General features: G+C 45.0%; 25 protein-coding genes. All 25 read left to right on the top strand.

The annotated features are described in order from the left end of the window. Nucleotides 1–112 (top strand): flagellin (locus ACFI6G_RS17200; RefSeq protein ID WP_259397661.1); only part of this gene is annotated, 112 nt, incomplete at its 5' end. Between the two features lie 628 nt (nt 113–740). Further along, on the top strand, nt 741–1,871 hold the full coding sequence (locus ACFI6G_RS17195) for a flagellin (protein WP_010439310.1): 1,131 nt from the start codon (nt 741–743) through the stop codon (nt 1,869–1,871). An 80-nt stretch (nt 1,872–1,951) separates the two neighbouring features. After that, nucleotides 1,952–2,377 carry a flagellar protein FlaG gene (flaG, locus tag ACFI6G_RS17190; protein WP_010439312.1) on the top strand — a complete coding sequence of 142 codons (426 nt, stop codon included), beginning with the start codon at nt 1,952–1,954 and terminating at the stop codon, nt 2,375–2,377. Between the two features lie 22 nt (nt 2,378–2,399). Then, nucleotides 2,400–4,427, top strand: coding sequence for a flagellar filament capping protein FliD (fliD, locus tag ACFI6G_RS17185; protein WP_016767053.1), 2,028 nt, complete (start codon nt 2,400–2,402; stop codon nt 4,425–4,427). A gap of 3 nt (nt 4,428–4,430) precedes the next feature. Further along, nucleotides 4,431–4,736 carry a flagellar protein FliT gene (locus ACFI6G_RS17180; protein WP_016784730.1) on the top strand — a complete coding sequence of 102 codons (306 nt, stop codon included), beginning with the start codon at nt 4,431–4,433 and terminating at the stop codon, nt 4,734–4,736. A gap of 12 nt (nt 4,737–4,748) precedes the next feature. Next, nucleotides 4,749–5,159, top strand: coding sequence for a flagellar export chaperone FliS (fliS, locus tag ACFI6G_RS17175; RefSeq protein WP_004736194.1), 411 nt, complete (start codon nt 4,749–4,751; stop codon nt 5,157–5,159). Nucleotides 5,160–5,386: 227 nt separating this feature from the next. Continuing rightward, nucleotides 5,387–6,853 (top strand): sigma-54 dependent transcriptional regulator, encoded by a 1,467-nt coding sequence (locus ACFI6G_RS17170; RefSeq protein WP_010439319.1) that lies wholly within the window; start codon nt 5,387–5,389, stop codon nt 6,851–6,853. A 184-nt stretch (nt 6,854–7,037) separates the two neighbouring features. Continuing rightward, entirely contained in the window at nt 7,038–8,078 is a 1,041-nt protein-coding gene (locus ACFI6G_RS17165) for a sensor histidine kinase (protein ID WP_010439321.1), read from the top strand. A 33-nt stretch (nt 8,079–8,111) separates the two neighbouring features. Continuing rightward, nucleotides 8,112–9,521 carry a sigma-54-dependent transcriptional regulator gene (locus ACFI6G_RS17160; RefSeq protein ID WP_016789165.1) on the top strand — a complete coding sequence of 470 codons (1,410 nt, stop codon included), beginning with the start codon at nt 8,112–8,114 and terminating at the stop codon, nt 9,519–9,521. 132 nt (nt 9,522–9,653) lie between these two features. Further along, complete coding sequence (gene fliE / locus ACFI6G_RS17155; RefSeq protein ID WP_010439327.1) at nt 9,654–9,965, top strand: flagellar hook-basal body complex protein FliE; 312 nt, start codon at nt 9,654–9,656, stop codon at nt 9,963–9,965. 16 nt (nt 9,966–9,981) lie between these two features. Continuing rightward, entirely contained in the window at nt 9,982–11,724 is a 1,743-nt protein-coding gene (gene fliF / locus ACFI6G_RS17150) for a flagellar basal-body MS-ring/collar protein FliF (protein WP_016784728.1), read from the top strand. Beyond that, the gene (fliG, locus tag ACFI6G_RS17145; RefSeq protein WP_010439333.1) at nt 11,717–12,778 is read left to right on the top strand and encodes a flagellar motor switch protein FliG; all 1,062 of its coding nucleotides are present in this window, start codon (nt 11,717–11,719) and stop codon (nt 12,776–12,778) included. The genes fliF and fliG overlap by 8 nt, the downstream gene beginning before the upstream one ends. A 124-nt stretch (nt 12,779–12,902) precedes the next feature. Continuing rightward, on the top strand, nt 12,903–13,703 hold the full coding sequence (gene fliH / locus ACFI6G_RS17140; RefSeq protein WP_016785779.1) for a flagellar assembly protein FliH: 801 nt from the start codon (nt 12,903–12,905) through the stop codon (nt 13,701–13,703). Beyond that, the gene (gene fliI, locus ACFI6G_RS17135) at nt 13,703–15,022 is read left to right on the top strand and encodes a flagellar protein export ATPase FliI (protein ID WP_010439337.1); all 1,320 of its coding nucleotides are present in this window, start codon (nt 13,703–13,705) and stop codon (nt 15,020–15,022) included. Before fliH ends, fliI begins: the two co-directional genes overlap by 1 nt. A gap of 19 nt (nt 15,023–15,041) precedes the next feature. Continuing rightward, complete coding sequence (gene fliJ / locus ACFI6G_RS17130) at nt 15,042–15,479, top strand: flagellar export protein FliJ (RefSeq protein WP_010439339.1); 438 nt, start codon at nt 15,042–15,044, stop codon at nt 15,477–15,479. 182 nt (nt 15,480–15,661) lie between these two features. Then, on the top strand, nt 15,662–17,866 hold the full coding sequence (locus ACFI6G_RS17125; RefSeq protein WP_016785778.1) for a flagellar hook-length control protein FliK: 2,205 nt from the start codon (nt 15,662–15,664) through the stop codon (nt 17,864–17,866). A gap of 70 nt (nt 17,867–17,936) precedes the next feature. Further along, nucleotides 17,937–18,425, top strand: a complete 489-nt coding sequence (gene fliL, locus ACFI6G_RS17120) for a flagellar basal body-associated protein FliL (RefSeq protein WP_010439358.1) — start codon at nt 17,937–17,939, stop codon at nt 18,423–18,425. A 7-nt stretch (nt 18,426–18,432) separates the two neighbouring features. Further along, nucleotides 18,433–19,476 carry a flagellar motor switch protein FliM gene (fliM, locus tag ACFI6G_RS17115; RefSeq protein ID WP_010439360.1) on the top strand — a complete coding sequence of 348 codons (1,044 nt, stop codon included), beginning with the start codon at nt 18,433–18,435 and terminating at the stop codon, nt 19,474–19,476. A 29-nt stretch (nt 19,477–19,505) separates the two neighbouring features. Then, on the top strand, nt 19,506–19,916 hold the full coding sequence (gene fliN / locus ACFI6G_RS17110) for a flagellar motor switch protein FliN (protein ID WP_004739851.1): 411 nt from the start codon (nt 19,506–19,508) through the stop codon (nt 19,914–19,916). Next, nucleotides 19,916–20,374: a flagellar biosynthetic protein FliO gene (gene fliO / locus ACFI6G_RS17105; RefSeq protein ID WP_016767058.1), complete on the top strand. Its 459-nt coding sequence runs from the start codon at nt 19,916–19,918 to the stop codon at nt 20,372–20,374. Before fliN ends, fliO begins: the two co-directional genes overlap by 1 nt. Continuing rightward, the gene (gene fliP, locus ACFI6G_RS17100) at nt 20,361–21,290 is read left to right on the top strand and encodes a flagellar type III secretion system pore protein FliP (protein WP_010439367.1); all 930 of its coding nucleotides are present in this window, start codon (nt 20,361–20,363) and stop codon (nt 21,288–21,290) included. Before fliO ends, fliP begins: the two co-directional genes overlap by 14 nt. Before the next feature lie 11 nt (nt 21,291–21,301). Then, nucleotides 21,302–21,571, top strand: a complete 270-nt coding sequence (gene fliQ, locus ACFI6G_RS17095) for a flagellar biosynthesis protein FliQ (RefSeq protein ID WP_004736211.1) — start codon at nt 21,302–21,304, stop codon at nt 21,569–21,571. A 6-nt stretch (nt 21,572–21,577) separates the two neighbouring features. Then, nucleotides 21,578–22,360 carry a flagellar biosynthetic protein FliR gene (gene fliR / locus ACFI6G_RS17090; RefSeq protein ID WP_010439369.1) on the top strand — a complete coding sequence of 261 codons (783 nt, stop codon included), beginning with the start codon at nt 21,578–21,580 and terminating at the stop codon, nt 22,358–22,360. A 9-nt stretch (nt 22,361–22,369) separates the two neighbouring features. Continuing rightward, nucleotides 22,370–23,500, top strand: a complete 1,131-nt coding sequence (gene flhB / locus ACFI6G_RS17085; RefSeq protein WP_010439371.1) for a flagellar biosynthesis protein FlhB — start codon at nt 22,370–22,372, stop codon at nt 23,498–23,500. Between the two features lie 241 nt (nt 23,501–23,741). Then, nucleotides 23,742–25,841, top strand: coding sequence for a flagellar biosynthesis protein FlhA (gene flhA, locus ACFI6G_RS17080; protein ID WP_016767060.1), 2,100 nt, complete (start codon nt 23,742–23,744; stop codon nt 25,839–25,841). Nucleotide 25,842: the final 1 nt, after the last annotated feature.

Below are 25,842 nucleotides of genomic sequence, written 5' to 3'. Positions count from 1 at the left end.
CGCGAAAGAAACGACTCAGATGACTAAGTCTCAGATCCTTTCTCAAGCTTCAAGCTCGATTCTTGCTCAAGCGAAGCAAGCGCCGAACTCGGCACTTAGCCTACTCGGTTAATCGATTGAAAGGCCACGTTGACCTATGACTCAATGCGTTAACGTTTGGTTTCCACAAATTAGCTCGTGGTGAGAGATGAGCGCTAAACAGACCCAGCTTCGGCTGGGTTTTTTATTGCCTGTTATTTGGGAAAAGTGCGCTGTCGGTGAACAGGAGTAAAAGCGAGATTCCCTATCACGTTCGTTCCTCACTGTAGGGAATGACGGGGATAGAGTGATGATGATTTCACAGCATTGCGAGATGAGCACTGTTGGCCGAGTGCATAATGTTTCAGTTTGAACAAAGGTATTTGTCGTCATTCCAGAACCGAGTAGAACGAGGTATCAGGGATCTGCTTTGGTTTTTATGTGCAAATCGACACTTATAAATGAGCGAAGATACGAAACTTTAGCGGATAATGCACTATTCATTGAATCCCGATCACACTTTTCTTTGTTGTTGAAAATAATGCGAAAAAAAATGCATTTTTTATTAAAGCTTCTAATTAAGGGGCCGTTAAAGGGATTGAGAGAAATGATATGTACCAATGTAAGGTGAGAGAGACACTGGTATATAAACAAATTGATATGTATTTGTGTGAGGTGAGAGTCACATAGGTGCATTAAAAAATGCCTAAAGGAGATCAACTATGGCGATTAATGTAAGCACAAATGTGTCTGCAATGACGGCTCAGCGCTACCTAAATAGCGCGGCTGAAGGTACTCAAAAATCAATGGAGCGTTTGTCTTCTGGCTATAAAATCAATAGCGCAAAAGATGATGCTGCAGGCCTACAAATCTCTAACCGCTTAACGTCGCAAAGTCGTGGTCTAGATATGGCTGTGAAAAACGCGAATGACGGTATCTCAATTGCACAGACTGCTGAAGGTGCAATGAATGAGTCAACTAACATTCTGCAACGTATGCGTGACCTTTCTCTTCAATCTTCAAATGGTTCAAACAGCAAATCTGAACGTGTTGCGATCCAAGAAGAAGTCTCGGCTCTAAACACAGAACTTAACCGTATTGCTGAAACGACCTCTTTTGGTGGTAACAAGCTTCTTAACGGTACTTACGGCAGCCAATCTTTCCAAATCGGTGCAGATTCTGGTGAAGCAGTAATGCTAACGATGAACAACATGCGTACCGACACTCAAGACATGGGTGGTAAGAGCTACGGTGTTACAGAAGGTAAAGATGCTTCTTGGCGTGTAGGTGCTGGTGCTGACTTAACGATCAAATACAATGATAAGTTTGGCGAAGCACAAGAGTTGTCTATTTCTGCGAAAGAAGGCAACGATATCGAAGAGCTAGCAACTTACATCAACGGTCAAAGCCAAGATGTCAAAGCGTCTGTTGGTGAAGGCGGCAAACTGCAACTTTTCGCTTCAAGCCAAAAAGTTGAAGGCGATGTAGAGTTCGGTGGCAGCCTTGCTGGTGAGCTAGGTATCGGTGCTGGTAAAGACGTTACTGTTAACGACATCGATGTAACATCGGTTGCTGGTGCAAATGAAGCAGTATCGATCATTGATGGCGCTCTGAAATCAGTGGACAGTAACCGAGCTTCTCTTGGTGCTTTCCAAAACCGTTTTGATCACGCGATCAGCAACTTAGATAACATCAACGAAAATGTTAATGCATCGAAGAGCCGTATCAAAGATACCGATTACGCGAAAGAAACAACGGCTATGACGAAGTCTCAAATCCTACAACAGGCGAGTACTTCCATCCTAGCTCAAGCGAAGCAATCACCATCAGCAGCTCTAAGCTTATTGGGCTAAACTTACTTAGGTAAGTAGCGGTAAACTCTACCCAAGTAGAGTTTTACTGTTTGGCTCATAAAGGAGGGAGGGAGAGTGTTATGGAAATTCCATCCAACGCATCGAACATCCAGCCTTATGGCTCACCTAATGGCATTAAATTTGCAAGCGATGAAGGTAGTAGTGCGTCGAGCATTTCACGACTAAAAGAAGCAACATCTTATGGCAAGGTAGATAAATCGAAAGAGGAGGCTACCGAAGCTGCGATTCAATTAGCTCAACATCGACAAGAGTTAAATGATGAAGAGCGAGTCAAAATGGTGGAGAAGGTAAACGAGTTTATCTCCTCTCTCAATAAAGGTGTGGCTTTTAAGGTCGATGAAGAATCTGGGAGAGATGTGGTTACGATTTATGAGACCACAACCGGTGATATTATTCGCCAGATACCTGATGAAGAAATGCTTGAAATTCTAAGACGCCTAGCAGCCCAAAACTCGAATAGTAGAATATTTGAGGTGAAGGTTTAAGTCGTATTATAGAGGTGGTTTAATGAGTTTTGGCCCAATGGGGATTTCGTCTGGCATGGATATCAATTCCATGGTCAGCAAAATTGTTGATTCTGAGCGTGTACCTAAACAGCAAAGAATCGATAATGAACGAACGCGAATCGATACCAGCATTAGTGCCTATGGAAGACTTAGAGAATCCCTTGATTCGATGAAAAACCTGATGACAAATTTTCGTCAGGAAAAAGCTTTTGCTGTGCGAACAGTCGAAAGTACCGATGAAGCTCTTGTTTCTGCAACAGCGACTACTGAAGCGATCGCTGGCAAATACGCCATCGATGTGTTGCAGCTTGCCCAGAGCCATAAAGTAGCTTCTGATGTGTTATCAGAAGACATGAAATTTGGCCCAGGTAAGCTGCAGGTTTCGCTCGGTGATGATAGCTTTGATGTGCAAGTCGGCGACAGATCGAAACTTATCGATGTCGTTCGCAGCATAAATGGCGCAGATAGCAATCCAGGCATTCGCGCATCTATTATCAATGATGTCGAAGGCCCACGACTTATTGTCGCCTCAAACCAGTCTGGTTCAGATCAGCAGATCAGCATTAATGTAGAGTCTGATGCTGCTAACCCTCTCAAAAAACTCGAATATAAAACTCTAGAAGAGCGCGTGAAAGCACTAGAGAAAGCGCGCCTTGCTGCACAAGATGTTCTTGCTCTAACCCCTGCAGGAAAAACGGTTGAAATCATCGATGAAGCGATCGCTAACGATGACCCAAATGCGAGTGAAAACCTCGATGAAGACGGAAACATAATTCCCGCAACTCAATCCGATTCTACCTCAGATGTTGACCGAGACTCTCAAAGTCTCAGTTACGGTGAGCAAGCCGCAGTTGACGGTCAGGCTGCTTTAGATGCAGCTCAAGCTGCTAAATCGGTGATGCCTGAAGACAATATTCCAGGCTGGACTGAAACCGCTTCTGGTACCCTTTTAGATTCTTATTACACACCAGAACTCGAGCTTGATGAAAAAGCGATTGAGAAAGCACCTGATGTGCCAGGGTGGTCAAATGCTGCCTCGGGTACTCTGACTGACTCATACGTGACACCAAAAGAAGCCCAGCAAAAGCTAGAAGCTGAGCAAGCGCGTATCGAAGAGAAAATTTCACAAGAAAAAGCCGATCTCGCTGAAAAAGTTCAAAAAGGCGAATTGACCGCTGAGCAAGCCAAAACAATTGAACGTGCGAAATTAGAACCTGAAGAGCGTGAGCTTTTAGAGCAAGTCGATAAAGTGCAAGCTGACCTTGCTCAAGCTCAAGAGTCTTTTGATACATACAGTGGCATGACTGAGGTCCAAGCGGGACAAGATTCAATGGTCGTCTTGGATGGCGTTGCTCAACTGTCTAGTAACAACAATGTGATTGAAGATGCCGTAGAAGGTATCGACATTACAGTGAAGGGAAAAACACCGAAAGATAAGCCACCGGCAGAAATTGGTGTTGAGTACGACCGTAATAGCGTTCGCCAAGACATAGAAGCTTTCGTAAATTCTTATAATCAGTTTTATCAAGTCTCTAAAAACTTGGCGGGTGTTGATCCAACAACCGGCCAAAAAGGGCCGCTTTCGGGCGACAGCACGGTACGTAACGCTGATTCGCGATTGAAAGGTGTGTTTTCGTCAAGTATTGAAGGCGCGCCTGATAACTTAAAATCTTTGACCGAATTTGGTATCACTACGACAAGACAAGGCTCGTTAGAGATAAACTACGACATGCTTGACCGTCAACTGAACAATAACTTTGACAAGCTAGGTGAGTTCTTTGGTGGTAACAACGGATTCGCCAAAAAAGTGGAAGATGCGATTCAAGGTATCACAGGTATCACCGGCTCTATCCGCACTCGTGAGAAGAGCCTAGTTGAGCAAAATTATCGCTTGGCTGATGATCAAGGTGCATTGGATCGCCGCATGGACAGCTTAGAGAGTCGCACGCACTCTAAGTTCACTGCAATGCAAGATGCAACCAGTAAGATGCAATCTCAGCTGGGTAGTATGATGAATGCATTAGGTTAGTAGATGAACAATCAGCTTCAAGAGCTTTGTGAACTGGATCAACTAATTATCTCTAAACTCGAGTTTAGCGAAATTAACGCTGAAGAAATAACGCAGCTTGTCGATAACAGAGAACAGTTATTGCAAAACGTGCTTCAATTCATCGACTCACACCCCGACGTTAAGCAAAGCTCTGAATGGTTTGAAGCCATTACCAGAACCAGAAATTTAGTGGAATTGATGCAGTCTGAGACGAGTAGAGTAGGCAAGACCCTGCACAAATATCGTCACGGTGCTAAATCAGTTCAGCAATACAAAAAGTTTTTATAGAAGAGGTTTACTATGCGCGGTTCTTTACAGGCATATAAAAAGGTATCAGTGGATAGTCAGCTAACGGCTGCTTCACCGCATAAAATTGTGCAAATGTTAATGGCGGGCGCTATCGAGCGCTTGATTCAAGGCAAAGCGGCAATGCAAGCGGGCAACATCCCGGTGAAAGGGGAGCGACTTGGTAAGGCTCTAGATATCATCATTAGCCTACGCAGTTGCCTATCTATGGACGACGGTGGCGACATTGCAAAAAATCTAGATCAACTTTATGAGTTCATGATCACGCAAATTTCTGCGGCAAATCACAAAAATGACCCACAGCCTATTGATGATGTTATCGATATTATCCGCGAAATTAAGAGCGCTTGGGACCAAATTCCGAACGAATATCACAACTTGACCTCTGCTGACGTAGGTATTTAAAGAAAAACTGCAGTTCTAACCAATTTCATATCCTTCAATTGGTTGGTTGCCTTATTTTTTTAATCAAATAAAATAGAAGCCATTAGATAGCCTAATGGCTTTTTTCGTTGCTGATTTCCTAAATTTGTCCACGTAAACATAATCATTGATGTGTTTCTCTGTTTTATCGATTACGTCGCTCACCGTTTTTCCGCATCGCACCAAAATAAAGGCAATAATTCCTACTTATGCAAGGTTTGGCAAAACTGCTTGTCGTCGACGATAACGCTCAAGATCGTCACAATTTAAGCACAATATTAGAGTTTGTAGGAGAGAGCTGCGAAGTTATCAGCTCTGAACAAGCACGCAAAGTAGACTGGTCACTTCAGTGGGCAGGCTGCATTATCGGCTCAATTAAAGGTAAAGGCTTCAACGCATTACTGAATGAAAAGCTTGTTCATGCGAATCACATCCCACTGCTTGTGATTGGCAAAAACAATCACCCAGTAGACGAGCTTACTAACTTTGTCGGTGAACTTGAACTTCCTCTTAATTATCCTCAATTGAGTGATGCATTAAGACACTGCAAAGACTTCTTAGGCCGTAAAGGCGTTCAAGTTGTGTCTTCTGCGCGGAAGAACACACTGTTTCGCAGCCTAGTTGGGCAAAGCGCTAGCATTCAAGAAGTTCGTCACTTAATTGAGCAAGTCTCTGCTACGGAAGCTAACGTGCTGATTCTTGGTGAATCGGGTACGGGTAAAGAAGTCGTAGCACGTAATATTCACTATCATTCTAAGCGTCGTACTGGGCCATTTGTGCCAGTGAATTGTGGCGCGATTCCAGCAGAGTTGCTCGAAAGTGAACTGTTTGGTCACGAGAAAGGGGCGTTTACTGGTGCAATTACCGCACGTAAAGGCCGTTTCGAACTGGCTGAAGGTGGCACACTATTTCTTGATGAAATTGGCGATATGCCAATGGCGATGCAAGTTAAGCTACTACGCGTGTTACAAGAGCGATGCTTTGAGCGTGTAGGCGGTAACAATACCATTCAAGCGGATGTTCGAGTGATTGCGGCAACGCACCGTAATCTTGAGGATATGATCGATGCCGACTCTTTCCGTGAAGATCTTTATTATCGTTTGAACGTATTCCCAATTGAAATGCCGGCTCTTCAAGATCGCAAAGAAGATATCCCTCTGTTACTTCAAGAGCTGATGACCAGAATGGAAGCAGAAGGTAGTATGCCTATCTGTTTTACGCCTCGCGCCATCAATTCTTTAATGGAACACTATTGGCCAGGTAACGTTCGTGAGCTAGCGAACTTAGTTGAACGAATGCTAATTCTTTATCCAAATAGCTTGGTTGATGTGAATCACCTGCCAACCAAATATCGATACAGCGATATTCCTGAATTCCAACCAGAGTTTAATAGCTTTGTGTCTGAAGAAGAGCAGGAGCGTGATGCATTAGCCGACTTGTTCTCAGAAGACTTCAGCTTTGATCAGCAAGATGAACTTGCCGACAATGCAAATGCACCTCAAGAGTTACCGCCAGAAGGGGTTAACTTGAAAGAGCTGCTCGCTGATATGGAAGTGAACATGATTAATCAAGCGTTGGAGGCGCAGGGCGGTATCGTTGCTCGTGCGGCTGATATGCTTGGAATGCGTAGAACGACTTTGGTTGAAAAAATGCGTAAGTATAATCTACAGCGCTAGAGCACAGATTAATGTTCAGCAACACAAAACTAAGACTCTTTTTACTAAAAGAACAGTTTTGATTGTGCGAATAGAAAGGGCATAGTCGAGTTGTTGCTTGCTTAACTATGTGATAAATATAGCAAATAGCCTGACTCGTGTTGTGCGTGTCAGGCTGTTTTAGTATTTGAGGCAAATTTTTGACATGCAACTATCTAACGAACCAGAAAATCAATCACACCTCGATTCTGTAGAGCAACAAGTAGAGCGCTATAAACAAGTGCTCGATGTGATGCCTGCTGGTGTTATCTTGTTAGATACGCATGGTGAAGTGAGAGAGGCCAACCCAGAAGCGCACCGTATCCTTGGTGTTGAACTGGTTGGTGAGAAGTGGTTTTCGGTGATTCAAAGTGCTTTCGAGCCAAAGGACGATGACGGTCACGAGATCTCATTGAAGAATGGTCGAAAAGTTCGACTGGCAATTTCGGCTTCTACGACAGGTCAACTGATATTGATTACCGACCTGACCGAGACTCGTCTATTACAATCTCGCGTTAGTGACCTTCAGCGCTTGTCATCATTAGGAAGAATGGTCGCTTCACTTGCTCATCAGGTTCGGACACCACTTTCGAGTGCAATGTTATACGCATCAAACCTTGCCGCACCAAACTTACCACCAGCAACAAAGACACGTTTTCAATCTAAGCTTATGGATAGATTGCACGACTTAGAAAAACAAGTGAATGACATGTTGTTGTTTGCTAAAGGCGGTGATAATAAAGTGGTTAAGCCATTTACTGTGGCTGAATTGATCACAGAGTTTCACCCGATGGTGGAGGCGGCACTCAAAACCAACCAGATTGATTACTGCCAAGAAGTAGAAGGCGAAGAGACTAAAATGTTTGGTAATGCCAACGCTATTGCTTCAGCGCTAAGTAACCTGGTTCTGAACGCGGTTCAAATTGCTGGTAAAGAATCGCAGATCGATGTTTTTTTTAGGCCCGTAAACGGTGAACTTAAGATATCAGTACAAGACAGTGGCCCCGGTGTACCGAAAGAGCTTCAAGGTAAAATTATGGAACCATTCTTTACCACTCGTTCACAAGGTACAGGTTTAGGCTTAGCGGTTGTACAAATGGTATGTCGTGCACATGAAGGCCGATTGGAATTGATATCAGAAGAAGGTGATGGCGCATGCTTTACTATGTGCTTACCGCTCGAAAGAAGCGCTTCAACCGAAGGCTAATACGTTTTAATTGAATTTACACTGGAGAATCCTATGGCTCAAAGCAAAGTGTTAATCGTCGAAGATGATGAAGGTCTACGTGAAGCCCTTGTTGATACACTCGCGCTTGCTGGCTATGAATGGCTGGAAGCGGATTGTGCGGAAGATGCTCTGGTCAAATTGAAATCTAACTCCGTTGATATTGTCGTGTCTGACGTTCAAATGGCAGGCATGGGTGGTTTGGCACTGCTAAGAAACATCAAGCAGCATTGGCCAAATTTACCCGTACTGTTAATGACAGCCTATGCCAACATCGAAGATGCTGTGGCGGCAATGAAAGAAGGTGCTATTGATTACATGGCAAAGCCCTTTGCCCCTGAAGTATTGTTGAACATGGTGAGCCGTTACGCGCCCGTTAAGTCGGATGATAATGGCGACGCTATTGTGGCCGATGAAAAAAGTATCAAATTAATGATGTTGGCTGATAAAGTCGCAAAAACCGATGCCAATGTCATGATCTTAGGGCCAAGCGGATCGGGTAAAGAAGTGATGTCTCGCTACATTCACAACGCTTCTAGTCGTAAAGATGGCCCATTTGTTGCGATTAACTGTGCCGCGATTCCAGATAACATGTTGGAAGCGACACTGTTCGGTTATGAAAAAGGTGCATTTACTGGCGCTATTCAGGCCTGTCCAGGTAAATTTGAGCAAGCACAAGGCGGGACGATTCTATTGGATGAGATCAGTGAAATGGATCTTAGCCTACAAGCCAAGCTTTTACGTGTATTGCAAGAGCGCGAAGTGGAACGTTTAGGCAGCCGTAAAAGCGTCAAGTTAGATGTGCGTGTTCTGGCTACCAGTAACCGAGATCTGAAACAGTATGTTTCTGAAGGGAATTTCCGTGAAGATTTATACTACCGACTGAACGTGTTCCCAATTTCTTGGCCGCCACTTTGTGAGCGTAAAGGTGATATTGAGCCATTAGCTAAGCACTTGGTTGAGCGTCATTGCACCAAACTTGGTATGCCTGTACCTGCGGTTTCGGATCTAGCCATCAACAAACTCGTCAATTATCCGTGGCCGGGTAATGTTCGTGAGCTAGATAATGTCATCCAGCGAGCCTTAATCTTGAGCGAGCAAGAGAATATTTCTGGTGAGCATATCTTGCTTGAAGGTGTTGATTGGCAAGATGCAAGTGGACTGCAGCAAATTGTGGAAGGTAATGATGTTGCAGCGCCAGAAATTAAGCCGATAGCTGAAGCGAGTCCAATCAATAAACTGGCTGCCAGCAGCGAAGGGTTAGGTAATGAGCTTAGAGATCAAGAGTATGCGATTATTCTTGAAACATTGATTGCATGTAATGGCCGCCGTAAAGACATGGCTGAAAAGTTGGGCATTAGTCCACGCACATTGCGTTATAAGTTAGCAAAAATGCGCGATGCTGGAATAGATATCCCAAACTGAGCATAGATTAGTAGTGCCAGCTTTCTGACTGTTGTAGTACGATGTCTAGTCAAAATAATGTGTGGCACGCTAATTGCTCAGTCAATAATACAGCGAAATAGACAGTCATAATTTTGACTCCTGAGGTAGTAGATGAGAATAGATGGTTTACAAGGCGAAATGCAGGCAATGATGGTTGAAGCTGCTAGCGCGCGTCCTGCAGCAACAGGGCAAGCGGTTGGTGCAGATTTTGGCAACATGTTGACGCAAGCCATCAATAATGTGAACTCATTACAAAAGACCTCAGGTGATCTTCAAGCTCGTTTTGATAGTGGAGACCAAAGCGTGTCTCTATCTGACGTGATGATTGCTCGTAATAAATCTAGTGTGGCTTTTGAGGCGACGATCCAAATTAGAAATAAGTTGGTCGAATCGTACAAAGAGCTGATGAATATGCCGGTATAAGTTGGGTAGTTAAATAGTGGCAGATAATAGTCAAACAACAGATTTAACCGTAAGCGATAGCAACGACCACGCCCTCATGGCGAGTTCTGATCTTGATGGAGAAGGGCAGAATCCTGATCTAGGTGAACGCAGTTCATCAAAGTTCGATATGGCTGTGGGTGACCTCGATTTACTTCGTCAAGTGGTCTTGGTTCTTTCTATCTCGATTTGTGTAGCGCTCATTGTAATGCTGTTTTTCTGGGTAAAAGAGCCAGAAATGCGTCCTTTAGGCGCTTACGAAACTGAAGAATTGATCCCCGTTCTGGATTACTTAGATCTGCAAAAGATCGAGTACTCTCTTGAAGGTAATACTATCTCAGTACCAGCGAGTGAGTACAACTCACTGAAGCTTAATATGGTACGTGCTGGGTTGAACCAAGAGCGAAACGCAGGTGATGACATCCTCATGCAAGACATGGGTTTTGGTGTATCACAACGTTTAGAACAAGAACGCCTTAAGTTAAGCCGTGAGAGACAGCTAGCGAAAGCCATTGAACAGATGAAACAGGTGCGTAAAGCTCAGGTTTTATTAGCACTACCAAAGCAAAGTGTTTTTGTGCGTCACAATCAAGAAGCCTCTGCGTCAGTATTCCTTACACTTAAAACTGGAAATAACCTTAAGCAGCAAGAAGTGGATTCTGTTGTGGATATGGTGGCGAGTGCTGTTCCTGGAATGAAAACCTCACGTATCACGGTGACTGATCAGCACGGTCGATTGTTGAGCTCAGGCTCTCAAGACCCAATGTCTGCAGCACGTCGTAAGGAACATGAGTTAGAGCGTAACCAAGAGCAAGCGCTGCGCGAAAAAATTGACTCTATCCTGATACCTATTCTTGGGTTTGGTAACTATACCGCTCAGGTTGATATTCAGCTCGACTTTAGCGCTGTGGAACAAACCAGAAAACGTTTTGACCCGAATACACCAGCAACTCGAAGTGAATATACATTAGAAGACTACAACAACGGTAATACTGTCGCTGGTATTCCTGGTGCTTTGAGTAATCAGCCACCAGCAGATGCTTCTATCCCTCAAGATGTTGCCCAGATGAAAGACGGTTCAATGACGGGCCAAGGTTCAGTTCACAAAGAAGCGACCCGAAATTTTGAGTTAGATACAACCATCAGCCATGAACGTAAACAGAGTGGCACGGTTAATCGTCAGACAGTTTCGGTTGCGATTAAAGACCGTCAATCACTGAATCCAGATACAGGTGAAGTGGTTCACACACCCATCCCAGCAAGTGAAATCAATGCGATTCGTCAGGTGCTGATTGGTACTGTTGGTTTTGATGAAACCCGTGGCGATTTGTTAAACGTACTGAGCATGCAGTTTGCGCCTCAAGTCACTGATGTGGTGGCTGACGTACCTATTTGGGAGCATCCAAACTTTAATGATTGGGTCCGTTGGTTTGCGAGTGCGTTAGTTATTATTGTGGTTGTTCTAGTACTTGTTCGCCCTGCTATGAAGAAACTGCTTAACCCTGCGGCGGATAACGATGATCAAATGTACGGCCCTGACGGTATGCCAATTGGCGCCGATGGCGAAACCAGCTTAATTGGTGGTGATATCGAAGGTGGAGAGCTGTTTGAATTTGGTTCAAGCATCGACTTACCTAACCTTCACAAAGACGAGGACGTGCTGAAAGCAGTACGTGCACTTGTAGCGAATGAACCAGAGCTAGCAGCTCAAGTAGTTAAGAATTGGATGGCAGATGGCTAACGAAATTGTTCCACAACAAGCAGAAAGCGGTGAAGTGCTTGATGTCGCGAGTGTGGATATCGCCTCAATCTCGGGTGATGAACGCGCTGCGATCTTGTTGTTGAGTTTAAACGAAGAAGATGCAGCAGGCATTATTCGTCACTTAGAGCCGAAACAGGTTCAACGTGTGGGTAGTGCGATGGCTCGTGCTGCCGATTTGTCGCAAGAAAAAGTAGGTGCTGTGCACCGTGCTTTCTTGGATGATATTCAAAAGTACACCAATATTGGTATGGGTAGCGAAGACTTCATGCGTAATGCGTTGGTTGCCGCTCTGGGTGAAGATAAGGCAAATAACCTTGTTGACCAGATTCTTCTGGGTACTGGTTCTAAAGGCTTGGATTCTCTTAAGTGGATGGATCCTCGTCAGGTGGCAAGTATCATCATTAACGAGCACCCACAGATTCAAACGATCGTATTGTCCTACTTGGAAGCTGACCAGTCAGCCGAGATTTTGTCGCAGTTCCCTGAACGTGTGCGCTTGGATTTGATGATGCGTATTGCGAACCTTGAAGAAGTCCAACCTTCGGCACTTGCTGAATTGAACGAAATCATGGAGAAACAGTTTGCGGGTCAAGCAGGTGCTCAAGCAGCCAAAATTGGTGGCCTAAAAGCGGCGGCAGAGATCATGAACTACATGGACAACAACGTAGAAGGTGTCTTGATGGATCAAATCCGCGATCAAGACGAAGACATGGCAACACAGATTCAAGATCTTATGTTTGTCTTTGAAAACCTTATTGAAGTCGATGACCAAGGTGTTCAGCGATTGCTGCGTGATGTTCCACAAGACATTCTACAAAAAGCACTTAAAGGTGCCGATGATGGTCTGCGTGAGAAGATCTTCAAGAACATGTCGAAACGTGCTGCTGATATGATGAGAGACGATATTGAGGCGATGCCGCCGGTGAAAGTCTCTGAGGTGGAAGCGGCTCAGAAAGAGATATTGGGTATTGCGAGGAAAATGGCAGACAGTGGCGAAATTATGTTGTCTGGTGGCGCCGACGAGTTCCTTTAATACAGTAATCTCAAAGCCCCACACTGTTGGGGCTTTTCTTTATCCAATCTCACACTACAGATTAACTCAGTTTAACTGCTTGAATTTATGAAGTAGTTTGACTCACACATAGATAGGTACTGATATGTCAGGTGATAGAAAACGCGGCTTCCTTCGCCCCGAAGAAGATAATACGGTAGCCCAACCTCAAAAATGGGGATTGCCTGACTACACCTCTGATGTGAATAAACAAGCCAAAGAAACCGCCTTTAACTATGACCCTGGTTGGATGCCGACGGTCGAAGAAGCCATTGAAGATGAAGAACTGGTTCTGACTGAAGAGCAAATTGAATTGATCAAGCAAGGTGCTTATCAAGAAGGGCTTCATCAAGGACAAGAGGCTGGTTTTAAGCAAGGTTACGAAAAGGGTAAAGAAGAAGGATTTGCCGCAGGACACGAAGAAGGCAACGAAGCCGGTAAACTCGAAGGTGTCACTGCCGGTCAGGAATACATTCAGCAGCAAGTAGCCATCTTTATGGGACTCGCGAACCAATTTGCTCAACCATTAGAGTTAATGAACGCTCAAGTAGAGAAGCAACTGGTGGACATGGTGCTTATTATGGTTAAAGAAGTGGTTCATGTTGAAGTACAAACCAACCCACAAATCATATTAGATACCGTGAAAGAATCAGTAGAATCACTACCAATCTCGGGTCATGCGATCACCTTGAAGCTTAACCCTGAAGACGTCGCGATTATTCGCTCTGCTTATGGTGAGACAGAATTGGATTACCGTAATTGGACGTTAGTAGCGGAGCCTGCACTTAACCGTGGTGATGTTCAAATCGAAGCAGGTGAGTCGAGTGTTAACTACCGCATGGAAGAACGTGTGAAGAACGTGATTCAAAGCTTCTGCGGTGTAAATCGTCATCAAGGGCATGAGTAATGCTAGAGTTAGCGAACCGTCTTAGCCAATACAAAGTTGAAGGCCTGAAGTCGCGACCGATTGCATCTGGAAAACTGGTACGTGTTGTGGGTCTAACGCTGGAAGCGACTGGCTGTAAAGCCCCAATCGGTAGTTTGTGCCTAGTCGAAACGATGTCTGGTCAGATGGAAGCTGAAGTGGTTGGCTTTTCTGGAGATAACTTATTTTTGATGCCGAGTGAACAAATCACTGGGATATTACCTGGCGCTCGTGTGACCCCCGTAACCACTGAAAGTGGCATTCCTGTCGGAATGGAATTACTTGGCCGAGTGATCGACGGGGTGGGTAACCCACTTGATGGGTTAGGTCCAATTTATACCGAACAACGCGCTTCATTTAACGCTGAGCCAATCAACCCTTTAGCTCGAAAACCTATCTCTGAACCGCTCGATGTCGGCTTGAAGGCCATAAACGGTTTGCTTACGGTAGGAAAAGGTCAGCGTATTGGTCTGTTTGCTGGTTCCGGTGTCGGTAAGTCGGTCACGCTCGGGATGATGACTCGAGGCACAACCGCGCAAGTGGTGGTGGTAGGTCTAATCGGTGAGCGTGGACGAGAAGTTAAAGAATTTATTGAAGAGATTCTTGGCGAAGATGGACGCAAACGATCTGTGGTGGTCGCTGCTCCTGCGGATTCATCGCCACTGATGCGATTGAAAGGTTGCCAAACTGCACTGGCTGTAGCGGAATATTTCCGTGACCAAGGCTTAGATGTACTGTTACTTATGGACTCATTGACTCGTTTTGCTCAAGCACAACGTGAAATTGCTTTGTCTGTGGGTGAACCGCCAGCAACCAAAGGTTATCCGCCATCTGTATTTGCCAAGCTTCCTGCGCTGGTGGAAAGGGCGGGTAATGGTAATGATGAGCAAGGCTCTATCACTGCTTTCTTTACCGTGTTAACCGAAGGCGATGATTTGCAAGATCCGATTGCTGATGCATCGCGAGCGATTTTGGATGGTCACATTGTGTTGTCCCGAGAGATGGCCGATGCGGGCCATTATCCTGCGATTGATGTAGAGAAATCGGTCAGTCGTGTTATGCCTCAAATCACTACTGAAGAACATGTTTTGATGTCGAAAGCAGTCAGACAAGTGTTGTCTATTTGTCGTAAAAACCAAGATTTGGTATCGATTGGCGCCTACAAGCCGGGTACCGATCCAGCTATTGATAGTGCCTTTACCTTGAAGCCAAGGTTGGATGAATACTTGCAGCAGAAGATGAAAGAAACCGTACCATACGACATGTGTGTCAATATGTTGAAACATGTATTAGGTGGTTAGCGGGTGAAAAGGGTTATTCATGGATAACGCATTAGAATTTCTACTCGATCAAGCCAAAGATCAAGAGAACCAAGCCGTATTAGCGCTCAACAAAGCGAACTCGGAGCTTCAAGGTTACTACGATCAGGTTGCACAGATCGAAAAGTACAGGCTTGATTACTGTCAGCAACTTGTCGATCGTGGTAAAGCTGGCTTAACTGCGAGCCAGTATGGTCACTTGAATCGCTTCTTGACTCAGCTTGACGAAACGCTTTCCAAGCAAAGAGAAGCGGAGCACCATTTTAAAAACCAAGTCGACAACTGCCAAAACTACTGGTTGGAGCTACGTAAAAAGCGTAAATCCTACGAGTGGTTGATGGAGAAAAAACAGAAAGAGAAGGTAAAGCTGCAAGATCAAAGAGAACAAAAGCAAATGGATGAGTTCTCGACGCTGATGTATGGCCGAAAGAAGATGTGATCCTAAGCCCTGAATGACGCAGGTGTTACCGTTCAGATTGTGAGAACAGAACTAATAGGCATGTTTCTTGCTCGGTTTTATATAAAATTGCGCGTTATGCCCAGCAAAGGCATGAAAAGCACCCGACTTTCTTTTTGTTGTCTAATTTATGACAGCAAAGCTAGTAGATAGAGCTCGTATATATGAACGTTAGTCTTTCCTCAAATTCAGCTACCAACAAAACATCATCGTTGTTGGACTCCGGCTCTGCCTCTTCAAAGGTAGATGAAACCGGCGACTCAAAAGGTTTTTTGGAGTCGTTTAAAGAAGCGCTTGGCTTTGAAGAAAGTGACAGTAAAGCGGCAGTGAAAGACGCGGAAAGCGCCTCAAAATCTACAGAAAAACAAACCTCTGCTGAAGGAGGGGTACCTGAGGACAAGGCTAACAGTGACTCGGTGGGGGAAGCTCAAGGTGATTCAGCTGAACCTAAGAGCGCAGATGCTTCTAGCGAAGCCCAAGCAAAACAAGCTTCAGTAACAACTGGCTCTGATAAGTCGTCAGTTGAAGAAATGGCGACAAAGAAAGTAGGCGCTGAACAAACATCTGAATTAGAGCCACAATCAAAAGACAAGAACTCGTTGAAACCGACAGGTGATACTCGTTCTACAGAGCAGGTTCCATCCAAAGGAAATCAACTTGAGGTTGCTTCAACTGGCAATAAAGCCAAAGATAAAACTGCAGAGTTGCAGGCTCAAGGTGCTTCGCAAGCCAGTGATGCGATGAATGAAGGCAACAAATTGCTTGGTCAATTGGATAAGGCAAACAAAACATTGAATCAGCCTGCAAACGGCAAAGGCTTGCCTCAACAAGTCAATCAACAAACTAATCTACAAGTGAATGCAGACCAAGATCAAGGCAATGTATCGAGTGCTTTCGTTGCGGGCAGTTCTATTGCCGAAGTGACAGAATCATCGAAAAAACAATCCAACACAGTAAACTCAAATAACGGCTTAGAAGTCGATTCTGAGATCGCAGTACTTACTGGTGGTAAAGGTGTTTCTCAACTGACCGATGATGAAATTCGCCAGCTGATGGATAAAGGCGTTACCCCAGAACAAATTGAAGTAAGTATGAGCCGAGAGCTTAGCCAAAAGAATGTGGTCAGTGCGGTTAATGCAGGTCAGAGCCAAGAATTCTCAGCAGCGGATATGGAACTGGCAAAGCAGGTTGATGCCCATACCAAAGCGCTAAATCAATTGAATGGACAAATCGAATCAGAACAGTCTGTTGTCGATGGTTTGGAGAGAAAGCAACAAAACGGCGCTAAGTTGACGGTCGATGAGCAAGCTGCGCTGGCTCAAGCAACCTCTAACTTAGAAGTATTGAATCAACAACTAACCAATGTTCAACAGCAAGCAACGGCTTTACTAAGCCAAGCTCCGAACGTGAACAGCACTCCCGGTGAACCCGCCGCTATTGATTGGGACAAGACGGATTCGGCTGAAACTAAAGCTTTAGCTGCGGCAGCATCAACAGCAACAGCGGCAGTAGCGAATGCTTCACAACAAGTATCAGCGCAGGCGACTTCTCAATCTGCAATGAATGCCTTTGCGGATAAAGCGGCAATGCTAAATGCCAACAATGCGCATGCAGCTCAACAGGCTGCTGCTCAGCAATTGGCCTCTCAGCAAGGGAATGCAGCTTCAACACAACAAGCAGCCTTAGACCCTAGCTTAACGGCACAAAGCCTAGCGATGAATGCAACGCCAGCCACTACAAAAGCGGGTGTTACTGATGCGCTTCTTAAAGCAGGCGCAGGTGCCACTGCATTGTCTGGCTTGGGTAAAGCTGGGGCTAAAGAAGATTCTAAAGATTCGACCTTTGCTCAGCAAATTGCTTCTGCGGCGGGTACGCAAGGGGCAGCAACGGTTGGTTCAGCACCAACAAGAGCTGAAATTCAAGCCGCTCAACAGGCCCCGTTGCAGCTCACCAAAGAGTTAGCAAACGAGCAGGTTGCGGAAAAAGTACAAATGATGATGTCTAAGAATCTTAAGAACTTAGATATCCGTCTCGACCCACCAGAGTTGGGTCAGATGAAAATCCGAATGACGATGAATAATGATGTAGCTAACGTGCATTTTACGGTAAGCAATCAACAGGCGAGAGATGTGATTGAACAAACCTTACCTCGCTTGAGAGAGATGCTTGCTCAGCAAGGCATGCAGCTTGCTGAATCGTCCGTTCAGCAGCAGAGTTCGGGTCAGGGTCAGGATAATTACAACAGTGGTGAGCAACAATCCGGCTCTAACCGCACAAATGATGCCCAAGGTGATGAAAACCTTGATAGCAACAGCAATCTTGAATTGAATGTCGCATCAAAGCGTGATGGAATTAGTTATTATGCCTAATATCAGGCTAAGAAGACTTAGTTAATAAAAAACGTCAGTTAATCGAAAGAACAGGAAGTTAGAGCAAAATATGGCCGAAGAACAAGATGCACCCAAAGGGAAGAGTAAGCTCCTCATTATCATTATAGCGGTAGTCGTTTTACTGCTTGGAATAGGTGGTGCTCTGTTCTTTTTCTTAGGCTCCGATGATAGTGCCTCTGAGTCTCAGTCTCAGCCAGCCAGTGCAGTGGTCGCTGCAGAACCCGTTATGTATGTTAATATTCCTCAGCCTTTCTTATTCAATGTGACAGGTGATAAAAAAGATCGCCTAGTGCAGATAAAAGCACAGCTGATGGTGCGGGGCAGCAAGAATGAAGACTTGGCTCGTTACCACTCCCCCTTGGTAGAAAGTACACTACTAGCGACATTCGCTTCGGCAACGGTAGACCAATTACGCTCACCAACAGGCCGCGTGGAACTGCGTAATAAGGCTACGGAAGATATTAAAGCAAGTCTGGCTCAAGCTGTTGGCCAGCCTGTGATTGAAAAAGTGTTATTCACTGACTTCGTAATTCAATAGGTAATTTGTGACCGATTTATTAAGCCAAGACGAAATTGATGCGCTATTGCATGGCGTTGATGATGTTGAAGACGTTGAAGATGTCTTAGAAACCGAAAATGACAATGCGATCAATTTCGATTTCTCATCTCAAGATCGAATCGTTCGTGGTCGAATGCCGACCCTTGAACTTATTAACGAGCGATTTGCGCGTCATATGCGGATTAGCTTGTTTAATATGTTGCGTAAAACGGCTGAAGTGTCGATCAACGGCGTACAAATGATGAAGTTTGGTGAGTACCAGAACACATTGTATGTACCCACCAGTTTGAACATGGTTCGTTTCCGTCCGTTAAAAGGTACGGCGCTGATCACTATGGAAGCACGCCTTGTATTTATTCTTGTAGAAAACTTTTTTGGTGGCGATGGGCGATTTCACGCCAAGATTGAAGGTCGTGAATTCACGCCGACTGAAAGACGCATTATTCAGCTATTACTGAAAATTGTGTTTGAAGATTACAAAGAAGCATGGTCTCCGGTGATGGGGGTTGAGTTTGAGTACTTAGATTCTGAAGTGAACCCGAGTATGGCGAACATTGTGAGCCCAACAGAAGTGATTGTTGTGAGTTCATTCCACATTGAAGTTGATGGTGGTGGTGGTGACTTCCACGTCGTGATGCCTTACTCCATGGTTGAGCCGATTCGTGAACTGCTGGATGCGGGTGTTCAATCCGACAAAATGGAAACTGATGTTCGTTGGAGTTCTGCCCTTCGTGATGAAATCATGGATGTGCCAGTTAACTTTCGCGTGAACTTGCTAGAGCAAGATATTTCATTGCGTGATCTGATGGAATTGCGACCAGGTGACGTTATTCCCATGAACATGCCTGAGCACGCGACGATGTTTGTCGAAGAATTGCCGACTTACCGTGTGAAGATGGGTCGTTCGGGCGAGAAGCTTGCCGTACAGATTTCTGAAAAAATTCAAAGACCGCATGTGGTCAAAACTGATCTCGCATTCCTAGGTAAAGACTTAATGTCTGAACTAGAAAATAGCGATGATAACGAATAGTAAAATAGATAAAAGTATAGGAATTGGTAATGGAACCTAGTGAAGATCAAAAGTTAGCGGACGAATGGGCTGCTGCACTTGGTGAAGACCCTTCTGCACCGTCAATTGATGTCGATGACGTGCTTGCGGCACCACTCGATGAGCTGACCGATTCATCGTCTCCTATTTCTGAAGATGAGCGTCGTAAACTGGATACCATCATGGATATCCCAGTGACGATTTCTATGGAAGTTGGCCGCTCTCAGATCAGCATTCGTAATCTACTGCAACTAAACCAAGGCTCGGTTGTTGAGCTCGACCGAATTGCTGGTGAATCACTAGATGTGATGGTCAACGGTACTCTGATTGCTCACGGTGAAGTGGTTGTAGTAAACGACAAATTTGGTATTCGCTTGACTGACGTCATTAGCCAAACAGAACGAATTAAGAAGCTGCGTTAATGAGCTTTTTGTCTCAAATACTGGCGGGCTTTTCTCACGGAATGACAGTTTTGTTTTGCGGAATAAAACGTTTGTCTCGTGGAATATTGGGAATAGGGCTGTTGTCTACGCCTTCAATTGCTTTTGCCGCACCTCCTTCTCTTGATTTAGCGACCACTTTTGGGTCGCTAATTTTCGTTATTGCCTTCATCTTATTTATTGCTTGGTTATTGAAACGAATGCAAGTGCCTGCGATGTCGAACCAACAAGGTTTGGCCATTGTTAGGCAAATCCCTGTTGGGACTAAAGAACGGATTGCGATCGTACAAGCGGGAGATGAACAGTTTTTGGTTGGCATTACCACTCAGTCGATTCAGCTGATCTCTAAGCTCGATAAACCTCTTACTCAGGAGATGCTGGAAAAAAGTACATTTTCAAGTCAGCTTTCCCAGCTAATTAAAAAAGATGCAAACAAATAACGGACTTTTGAACTCATCTTACTTTTATCCAGCCGGAGCTTTCGGATCGGTAAAAGTGCTGCTGGTTCAGATCATTCTCTTCTGCTCTCTCGTTTTCAGTGTATCGGTATTTGCGCAAGCTGAAGATGGCGCCGTGATTCCTGCGAATACGGCTGGTTCAGAATCGGTCACCATCAGTACGATGGAGCAAGACCAAGCCACATCACAAACAATGACGACTGGTAGTTTAACTGGCAACGGTGGCGGTATTCCAGCCTTTACCATGACTACCAATGCTAATGGCGGCGAAGACTACTCGGTCAATTTGCAAATTCTAGCCTTAATGACCATGCTTGGCTTCTTGCCTGCGATGGTGATTTTGATGACGTCGTTCACTCGTATTGTGGTGGTGATGTCTATTTTGCGTCAGGCAATGGGTCTACAACAAACACCGTCTAACCAAGTCATTATTGGTATCGCGATATTCTTGACCTTCTTCATCATGTCGCCAGTGATTAATCAAGTTAACGAACAAGCAGTTCAGCCTTATCTTAATGAACAGATATCGGCACGACAGGCATTTGATATTGCTCAAGAACCGATCAAGTCCTTCATGCTCAAACAGACTCGAATCAAAGATCTTGAAACCTTTGTTGAGATTTCCGGCGCGGAAGTAACCAATCCTGAAGATGTTTCGATGGCGGTTCTGATTCCAGCATTTATCACATCGGAATTAAAAACGGCGTTCCAAATCGGCTTCATGTTGTTCCTACCGTTTTTGATTATCGACTTGGTGGTGGCTTCGGTATTGATGGCTATGGGTATGATGATGTTGTCACCGATGATTGTATCGTTGCCGTTTAAGTTGATGTTGTTTGTCCTTGTTGATGGCTGGAACTTGATACTCTCCACACTCGCCGGCAGTTTTGCCTTGTAGCTGGGGGAATAATGAATCCTGAAATATTCGTAGAATTGTTCCGAGACGCGCTTTGGATGGTACTGATCATGGTATGCGCCATTATTATTCCGAGCCTTCTGATCGGTTTAGTCGTTGCTGTTTTTCAAGCCGCGACGTCTATCAACGAACAAACATTGAGTTTCCTTCCGCGTTTAATCGTGACGCTATTAGCGTTGATGATGTTTGCTCACTGGATGACTCAAATGATGATGGAGTTCTTTTTTGAACTCATAGAACGCTTGCCGCAAGTTCTGTATTAGACCAACATGGAATACCCAACGAGCCTTGTACTAGAGTGGTTAGCCAATTATTTTTGGCCATACACTCGTATCTCAGCCATGCTGATGGTGATGACGGTGACAGGGGCACGTTTTGTGTCGCCGCGTATACGCCTGTATTTAGGTTTGGCGATTACCTTCGCTGTTATGCCTGCGATTCCTGCTGTCCCTAAAGAAATTGAACTACTGTCTTTCCAAGGGTTCTTGACGGTTTTTGAGCAAATCGTGATTGGTGTTGCCATGGGGTTTGTCACTCAATTCATGATTCAAACTTTCGTAATGCTCGGTCAGATTTTGGGTATGCAATCAAGTTTGGGTTTCGCCTCTATGGTGGACCCTGCAAACGGTCAAAACACGCCAGTACTTGGTCAGCTTTTCATGTTGTTGGCGACCATGTTTTTCTTGGTGACCGATGGCCATTTAAAAATGCTGCAGTTAGTGGTGTTCAGCTTCAAGACCTTGCCGATTGGCAGTGGTTCTTTGACGGCTGTTGATTTTAGAGAACTGGCGTTGTGGCTTGGCATCATGTTCAAAACAGCATTGGCGATGTCCTTATCGGGGATTATTGCGTTGCTAACGATTAACCTCTCTTTTGGTGTAATGACGCGTGCAGCACCTCAGTTAAACATATTTTCTTTGGGTTTTGCATTTGCGCTACTTGTAGGTTTGTTACTTTGTTGGTACATCCTTGGCGGCTTGTATAGTCATTATGAGTTATTCTGGATGCAAGGCGAGCAACAGATATGTCGTCTAATCCGACTAGATTGTTAGGAGACTGATATGGCAGAGTCAGACGGTCAAGAACGCACAGAAGACGCCACGCCCAAACGCTTGCAACAGGCCAAAGAAAAAGGGCAGGTTGCAAGGTCAAAAGAGCTAGCGTCAGCGTCGGTACTGATAGTCGGTGCAATTTCCTTAATGTGGTTTGGCGAATCGATGGCGAAGGCATTGTTCGAGGCGATGCAACGCCTGTTTTCTCTGAGCCGCGACGAGATATTTGATACCAATAAACTCTTCGAAATAGCGGGTGGTGCATTAGTAAACCTATTGTTTCCGCTGTTCCTGATCTTAATAACTTTGTTCGTTGCTGCTGTTATTGGTGCTGCGGGTGTCGGTGGTGTTAACTTTTCGATGCAAGCAGCAATGCCTAAGGCGTCTAAGCTCAACCCTTTAAGCGGTATTAAGCGTATGTTTGGCCTACAAAGTTGGGTTGAGCTGCTGAAATCTATTTTGAAGGTCGCTCTGGTATCAGGCATGGCTATCTACCTTATCCAAGCTTCCCAACATGACTTAATGCAATTGAGTATGGATGTGTATCCGCAGAATATCTTCCACGCCTTGGATATCTTGCTTAATTTTATTCTGCTTATCAGTTGTTCTCTGTTGATTGTGGTGGCGATAGATATCCCATTCCAGATTTGGCAACATGCCGATCAACTTAAGATGACCAAGCAAGAAGTGAAAGATGAGTTTAAAGACACAGAAGGTAAGCCTGAAGTGAAAGGGCGTATTCGTATGTTGCAGAGGGAAGCGGCTCAGCGACGTATGATGGCTGATGTTCCTCAGGCAGATGTGATTGTGACCAACCCGGAACACTTTTCAGTGGCTCTGCGTTATAAGCAGAATCAAGACAAAGCGCCAATTGTGGTCGCCAAAGGGGTCGATCACATGGCGATGAAGATCCGTGAAATCGCTCGAGAAAATGACATCTATATTATTCCAGCACCGCCGTTAGCTAGGGCGCTGTATCACACCACCGAGCTAGAACAACAAATTCCTGACGGTCTGTTTACTGCGGTTGCACAAGTGCTTGCATATGTATTTCAACTTAAACAGTACCGGAAAAAAGGTGGCGAGAGGCCAAAGCTGCAAGATTCCAATATGCCGATCCCACCTGATTTACGTCATTAGATCAATTGCTTGAGCTCAGCTTGATGAACCGTGATAATGGTGACTTAGCTACACCTCTCTTTTTTGATGTGATGGCGATAATTTGACGTGAGATGTTGGTACAGTGTTTGCTATATCAATCCGAACATACTAAGTCCGATCATTATAAACCTGATCATAATAAACTTTAGCAACATAGCTTAGACCTAGGCCTCAGTCCGCTTAGTGAGATAGCTACAACATAGCGAAACAGCCTAGATTTATGAAATTTTCCCTGCCTTTTGCGGACAAGCTACCTAAAATTCCTAACCGTGCCATGCCTGCGATTGGTGCACCTGTTATGGTACTTGCAACGCTTGCTATGGTGGTGTTGCCCATTCCAGCCTTTTTGTTGGATATGTTTTTCACCTTTAACATCGCTTTGTCTATGGTGGTGCTATTGGTTTCGGTTTATACCCGCAGGCCTTTAGACTTCGCTGCATTTCCGACTGTACTTCTGATTGCGACTCTACTCCGCTTAGCCTTGAACGTTGCTTCGACACGTGTGGTATTACTCCATGGTCATGAAGGCGGTGATGCTGCCGGTAACGTTATTGAAGCCTTCGGTAACGTGGTTATCGGTGGTAACTATGCGGTTGGTTTAGTGGTGTTCTTGATTTTGATGATTATCAACTTCATGGTTGTCACCAAAGGTGCAGGCCGTATCTCGGAAGTAAGTGCGCGTTTCACCTTGGACGCCTTACCGGGTAAGCAGATGGCAATCGATGCCGATTTAAATGCGGGTTTGATCGACCAAGATCAGGCTCGGACCCGTCGTTTTGAAGTCACCAAAGAAGCCGATTTCTATGGCTCGATGGATGGTGCGTCTAAGTTTGTTAAAGGCGATGCGATCGCTGGTATTTTGATCTTATTCATCAACATCATTGGCGGCTTGAGCATTGGTATGGCTCAGTTTGATTTAGGTTTTGGTGAAGCGATCGAGATCTACACGCTGCTGACTATCGGTGATGGTTTGGTTGCACAAATTCCGTCTCTACTATTGTCGATCGCAGCCGCGATGATGGTGACGCGCCAAAACACCGATGAAGACATGGGGCAACAGCTTGTCTTCCAAATGTTCGACAATCCAAAAGCCTTGATGATCACAGCAGGTATCCTTGGCATCATGGGTATCGTTCCTGGTATGCCGCATTTCTCATTCTTGAGTCTTGCTGTCATTGCAGGTGCAGCTGCCTATTACATCGATAAAAAGAACAAAAAGAAGGCTGAACAACCGAATCTTCCTACGACCGTTGAAGCAAGCGGAGAAACGGGGTCCAAGAAAGAGCTCTCTTGGGATGACGTTCAACCTGTCGATATTATTGGCTTAGAAGTAGGCTACCGTTTGATTCCTCTAGTAGACAGAGATCAAGGCGGCGAACTGCTTGAACGTGTCAAAGGGGTACGTAAAAAACTGTCTCAAGATTTTGGTTTCTTGATCCCGGCCGTTCATATTCGCGATAACTTAGAACTGACACCAAACAGCTACCGAATCACCTTGATGGGAGTTGCCGTTGGTGAAGCCGAGATTAAGCCTGACATGGAACTCGCGATTAACCCGGGTCAAGTTTACGGCATGATCGATGGCGAGCCGACGATTGATCCTGCTTTTGGCCTTGAAGCGGTTTGGATTCGTGAAGAGCAGCGTGAACATGCGCAAGCCTTAGGTTACACGGTGGTTGATTCATCAACCGTGTTGGCTACCCATCTCAGTCAACAGTTAACGAATAATGCGTCGCAGCTGATTGGTCACGAAGAAGTTCAGAACCTACTTGAAATGCTTAGCCGCACAACGCCTAAATTGGTGGAAGGTTTTGTGCCGGATCAATTACCGCTTGGTGTGGTGGTGAAAGTGCTACAGAACCTATTGAATGAAGCTATTCCAATACGTGACATTCGCACCATCGTCCAAACTTTGTCGGAGTATTCAAGTAAGAGTCAAGAACCTGACATCTTGACAGCGGCTGTTCGTATATCATTGAAACGACTAATTGTTCAAGAAATCAATGGTATAGAACCAGAGTTGCCAGTTATAACCTTAATTCCCGAGCTGGAACAAATCTTGCATCAAACTATGCAGGCATCCGGCGGAGAATCTGCTGGTATTGAACCTGGTTTAGCCGAACGTTTACAGACTTCTCTTAGTAATGCCACACAAGAGCAAGAACTGAAAGGGGAGCCAGCGGTGTTGCTGACCTCTGGTGTATTGCGTTCAACTTTGGCTAAGTTCGTGAAAAACACGATCCCAAGCTTGAGAGTTTTGTCTTACCAAGAGATACCAGACGAAAAGCAGATACGCATAGTACAAGCTGTTGGTAATTAAG

This window comes from Vibrio sp. PSi01, assembly GCF_054960695.1.
The sequence above is the reverse complement of the archived record's forward strand: the minus strand, read 5'-3'. Positions and strand labels throughout refer to the sequence as shown.

What these genes read in the sequence shown, in the direction of transcription:
- fliI (WP_010439337.1), top strand. Translation starts at nt 13,703, where the DNA reads ATGCTAGAGTTAGCGAACCGTCTTAGCCAATACAAAGTTGAAGGCCTG.
- fliP (WP_010439367.1), top strand. Translation starts at nt 20,361, where the DNA reads ATGCAAACAAATAACGGACTTTTGAACTCATCTTACTTTTATCCAGCC.
- fliD (WP_016767053.1), top strand. Translation starts at nt 2,400, where the DNA reads ATGAGTTTTGGCCCAATGGGGATTTCGTCTGGCATGGATATCAATTCC.
- flhB (WP_010439371.1), top strand. Translation starts at nt 22,370, where the DNA reads ATGGCAGAGTCAGACGGTCAAGAACGCACAGAAGACGCCACGCCCAAA.
- ACFI6G_RS17180 (WP_016784730.1), top strand. Translation starts at nt 4,431, where the DNA reads ATGAACAATCAGCTTCAAGAGCTTTGTGAACTGGATCAACTAATTATC.
- ACFI6G_RS17125 (WP_016785778.1), top strand. Translation starts at nt 15,662, where the DNA reads ATGAACGTTAGTCTTTCCTCAAATTCAGCTACCAACAAAACATCATCG.
- fliQ (WP_004736211.1), top strand. Translation starts at nt 21,302, where the DNA reads ATGAATCCTGAAATATTCGTAGAATTGTTCCGAGACGCGCTTTGGATG.
- fliS (WP_004736194.1), top strand. Translation starts at nt 4,749, where the DNA reads ATGCGCGGTTCTTTACAGGCATATAAAAAGGTATCAGTGGATAGTCAG.
- flaG (WP_010439312.1), top strand. Translation starts at nt 1,952, where the DNA reads ATGGAAATTCCATCCAACGCATCGAACATCCAGCCTTATGGCTCACCT.
- fliG (WP_010439333.1), top strand. Translation starts at nt 11,717, where the DNA reads ATGGCTAACGAAATTGTTCCACAACAAGCAGAAAGCGGTGAAGTGCTT.
- flhA (WP_016767060.1), top strand. Translation starts at nt 23,742, where the DNA reads ATGAAATTTTCCCTGCCTTTTGCGGACAAGCTACCTAAAATTCCTAAC.
- ACFI6G_RS17165 (WP_010439321.1), top strand. Translation starts at nt 7,038, where the DNA reads ATGCAACTATCTAACGAACCAGAAAATCAATCACACCTCGATTCTGTA.
- fliN (WP_004739851.1), top strand. Translation starts at nt 19,506, where the DNA reads ATGGAACCTAGTGAAGATCAAAAGTTAGCGGACGAATGGGCTGCTGCA.
- fliJ (WP_010439339.1), top strand. Translation starts at nt 15,042, where the DNA reads ATGGATAACGCATTAGAATTTCTACTCGATCAAGCCAAAGATCAAGAG.
- fliH (WP_016785779.1), top strand. Translation starts at nt 12,903, where the DNA reads ATGTCAGGTGATAGAAAACGCGGCTTCCTTCGCCCCGAAGAAGATAAT.
- ACFI6G_RS17170 (WP_010439319.1), top strand. Translation starts at nt 5,387, where the DNA reads ATGCAAGGTTTGGCAAAACTGCTTGTCGTCGACGATAACGCTCAAGAT.
- fliO (WP_016767058.1), top strand. Translation starts at nt 19,916, where the DNA reads ATGAGCTTTTTGTCTCAAATACTGGCGGGCTTTTCTCACGGAATGACA.
- ACFI6G_RS17195 (WP_010439310.1), top strand. Translation starts at nt 741, where the DNA reads ATGGCGATTAATGTAAGCACAAATGTGTCTGCAATGACGGCTCAGCGC.
- fliR (WP_010439369.1), top strand. Translation starts at nt 21,578, where the DNA reads ATGGAATACCCAACGAGCCTTGTACTAGAGTGGTTAGCCAATTATTTT.
- fliE (WP_010439327.1), top strand. Translation starts at nt 9,654, where the DNA reads ATGAGAATAGATGGTTTACAAGGCGAAATGCAGGCAATGATGGTTGAA.
- fliL (WP_010439358.1), top strand. Translation starts at nt 17,937, where the DNA reads ATGGCCGAAGAACAAGATGCACCCAAAGGGAAGAGTAAGCTCCTCATT.
- ACFI6G_RS17160 (WP_016789165.1), top strand. Translation starts at nt 8,112, where the DNA reads ATGGCTCAAAGCAAAGTGTTAATCGTCGAAGATGATGAAGGTCTACGT.